This window comes from Leucobacter sp. M11, assembly GCF_035726885.1.
GTDB lineage: Bacteria > Actinomycetota > Actinomycetes > Actinomycetales > Microbacteriaceae > JAPFRB01.
This window is the reverse complement of sequence record NZ_JAPFRB010000004.1, coordinates 416,200-418,803: the sequence shown is the minus strand read 5'-3', so window position 1 is coordinate 418,803 and position 2,604 is coordinate 416,200. Positions and strand designations below refer to the sequence as shown.

Genomic DNA, 2,604 nt, shown 5'->3' with positions numbered 1-2,604 from the left:
GCCGCCACCCGTTCGTCGCTAGAGCACCTTCGAGAGGAAGGCCTTCGTGCGCCCGTGCTGGGGATTCCCGAGCACGTCCGCCGGGGCGCCCGACTCCACGACCAGGCCGCCGTCCAAGAAGGTCACGGTGTCCGCGACCTCGCGGGCGAAGCCCATCTCGTGCGTCACGACGATCATGGTCATCCCGGTTTCCGCGAGCGATTTCATCACCTCCAGCACCTCCCCGACCAGCTCGGGGTCGAGCGCGCTCGTCGGCTCGTCGAAGAGCATCAGATCGGGCTCCATCGCGAGCGCCCGGGCGATCGCGATGCGCTGCTGTTGCCCGCCGGAGAGCTCACGGGGGTAGGCCCCGGCCTTCTCGCTGAGGCCGACGCGGGCGAGCAGATCCATTGCCCGCTGAGCGGCCTCTCGCTTCCCGACGTTGCGCACAAAGACGGGCGCGCAGGTGATATTTTCCAGCGCGGTCATGTGCGGGAACAGGTTAAAGCGCTGGAAGACCATGCCGATGTTCTGGCGCTGGGCGGCTGCCTCGTCCGGCTTGAGCTCGTAGAGCGTGTCGCCCTGCTCGCGGTAGCCGATGAGTCGACCGTCAACCTCAATCCGCCCGGAGTCGATCGTCTCCAGGTGATTGATGCAGCGCAGGAAGGTGGACTTCCCGGAGCCGGAGGGGCCCAGCAGGCAGCTGACCTCGCCGCGTCGGATCTGCATGTCGATGCCCTGGAGCACGTGGTTGTCGCCGAAGGACTTGTGCACCTGGGTGGCGCGCAGCTTGAGATCGGTCATCGTGAGCTTCCCTTCCCGCCGGAGGCGTCCGGAGCGTTCGGCGTGGAATCGGGCGCCGTCCCGTCGTGCAGACCCGCGCCAGCGATGAGCGACGCCGTCTCCTGAGCCACGGCCGCTGGCGTCTGGGCGCGACGCCCGGAGCGCTTCACGATCGCGTGCCCGGCCTGGCCGCGCGAGAAGCGCTTCTCCAGGTGGCTCTGGCCGATCATCATGATCGAGGTAAAGAGCAGGTACCAGACCGAGGCGACCAAGAGCAGCGGGATCGGGTTCAGCGTCGCCGCCGAGATGTCCCGAGTTCTCGTGTAGAGGTCCCAGCTGAACGGCACCGCGGTCACGAGCGAGGTGGTCTTCAGCATCGCGATCAGCTCGTTGCCGGTCGGCGGAATGATGACCCGCATGGCCTGCGGGATGACGACCTTGCGCATCGTCAGCCACCACCCCATGCCGAGGGCGCTCGCCGCTTCCTTCTGCCCCTCGTCAACGGAGAGGAGCCCGGCGCGGACGATCTCGGACATGTAGGAGGCCTCGTTCAGGGCCAGGCCCATCACCGCGAGCCAGAACACGGGGATGACATCGGCGGTTTCGAGCACGAGCCAGGGCTCCATGAACGGAATGCCGACGTTGATGCTCTGGTAGATCGTGCCGAGCAGCCCCCAGAACACGAGCTGGACGTAGACGGGGGTGCCTCGGAAGAACCAAATCACGCCCCAGGCGATGGTGCGCAGCACGGGGTTGCTCGTTTCGCGCATCACCGCGAGCACGATGCCGATCACGACGGCCCCGAGCATGGAGAGGAAGGTGAGCAGCAGGGTGACGCCCGCGGCCTGGATGACCCGCACATCGAAGAGGTAGGTCGCGAAGGCGGGCCAGTCGTAGGCCTCGCGCTGTGCGGCGTCGAGGACGAAGGCGATCAGGAAGAAGATGAGCGCGGCGGCGAGGAGGTTTCGCCAGGGGTGCCGGAGCGGCACCGCCCGGATGGGGGCGGGCGGTGCCACAGGGACCACCTTGGTGATCAAATCGGTCATGGTTACTCGGTGCCGGCGTTCACGGTAATCTCGTCGACGCGGCCCGCCTCGACACCCCAGAACTCCAGGATCTCGTCGTAGGTGCCGTCGTCGTGCAGCTCCTGGATCGCGGCCTGGAAGGCGGCGACCAGCTCGTCGTTGCCCTTCTTGAAGGGCGCACCCGCCGGGAGCGTGTCGTAGATCTCGGAGCTGATGAGCTTGCCTTTGCTCTGGGCAACGGCGTAGCTGACCACGGGCGAGTCCGCGACGAAGGCGAAGGCCCGGCCCAGGCTCACGGCGGCGACCATCTCGTCGGTCGTGTCGTAGCCCATCACCTCGACCTTCTCCTTTCCGGCGGCCTCGCACTTCTTGTCCACCTCGGGGATGTAGTAGAGGGGGGCCGAGCCGCCGTTGGGCACGGAGACCTTCTGGCCGCACACGGCGAGCTCATCGGTGATCGGGTTCTCCTTTAGGGAGCCGTACTGGTTCCCGGCGAGGATGAAGTCGACCATGTCGAAGTTCTCCTGGCGCTTCACGGTGTCGTAGTAGCCCGCGATGCCGGAGTCAAAGGTGTCCATCTCGATCTTCGGGATGATGTTCTCGAACTTCGAGATCTGGTTGTCGACCGTGAGGCCGAGCTTGACCGTCGCCGCGTTCATGAGGTCCACCTCCCAGCCGATGGGGTTGCCCGCGTCGTCCTTGAACTCGTTGGGCGGGTAGGTGGCGTCGATGCCGAGGGTAAAGCTGCCCTTCTTCGCGATGTCGGCGGGCAAAAGCGCGGCGGCCGCGTCGCTCTTCTCGATGCTGCCGAGGTCAA

3 protein-coding genes are annotated in these 2,604 nt (G+C 66.3%); all 3 read right to left on the bottom strand.

From position 1 onward, the window contains the following. Positions 1-18 precede the first annotated feature (18 nt). Positions 19-783, bottom strand: coding sequence for an amino acid ABC transporter ATP-binding protein (locus tag OOT08_RS14055; protein WP_325093415.1), 765 nt, complete (start codon positions 781-783; stop codon positions 19-21). Continuing rightward, positions 780-1,808 carry an amino acid ABC transporter permease gene (locus OOT08_RS14050; protein WP_325093414.1) on the bottom strand — a complete coding sequence of 343 codons (1,029 nt, stop codon included), beginning with the start codon at positions 1,806-1,808 and terminating at the stop codon, positions 780-782. The genes OOT08_RS14055 and OOT08_RS14050 overlap by 4 nt, the downstream gene beginning before the upstream one ends. Before the next feature lie 2 nt (positions 1,809-1,810). Further along, positions 1,811-2,604, bottom strand: a 794-nt coding sequence (locus OOT08_RS14045) for an ABC transporter substrate-binding protein (RefSeq protein WP_325093413.1), incomplete at its 5' end; no start/stop codon positions are given.

Coding starts and splice junctions, on each gene's coding strand:
- OOT08_RS14050 (WP_325093414.1), bottom strand. CDS start 1,808: ATGACCGATTTGATCACCAAGGTGGTCCCTGTGGCACCGCCCGCCCCC.
- OOT08_RS14055 (WP_325093415.1), bottom strand. CDS start 783: ATGACCGATCTCAAGCTGCGCGCCACCCAGGTGCACAAGTCCTTCGGC.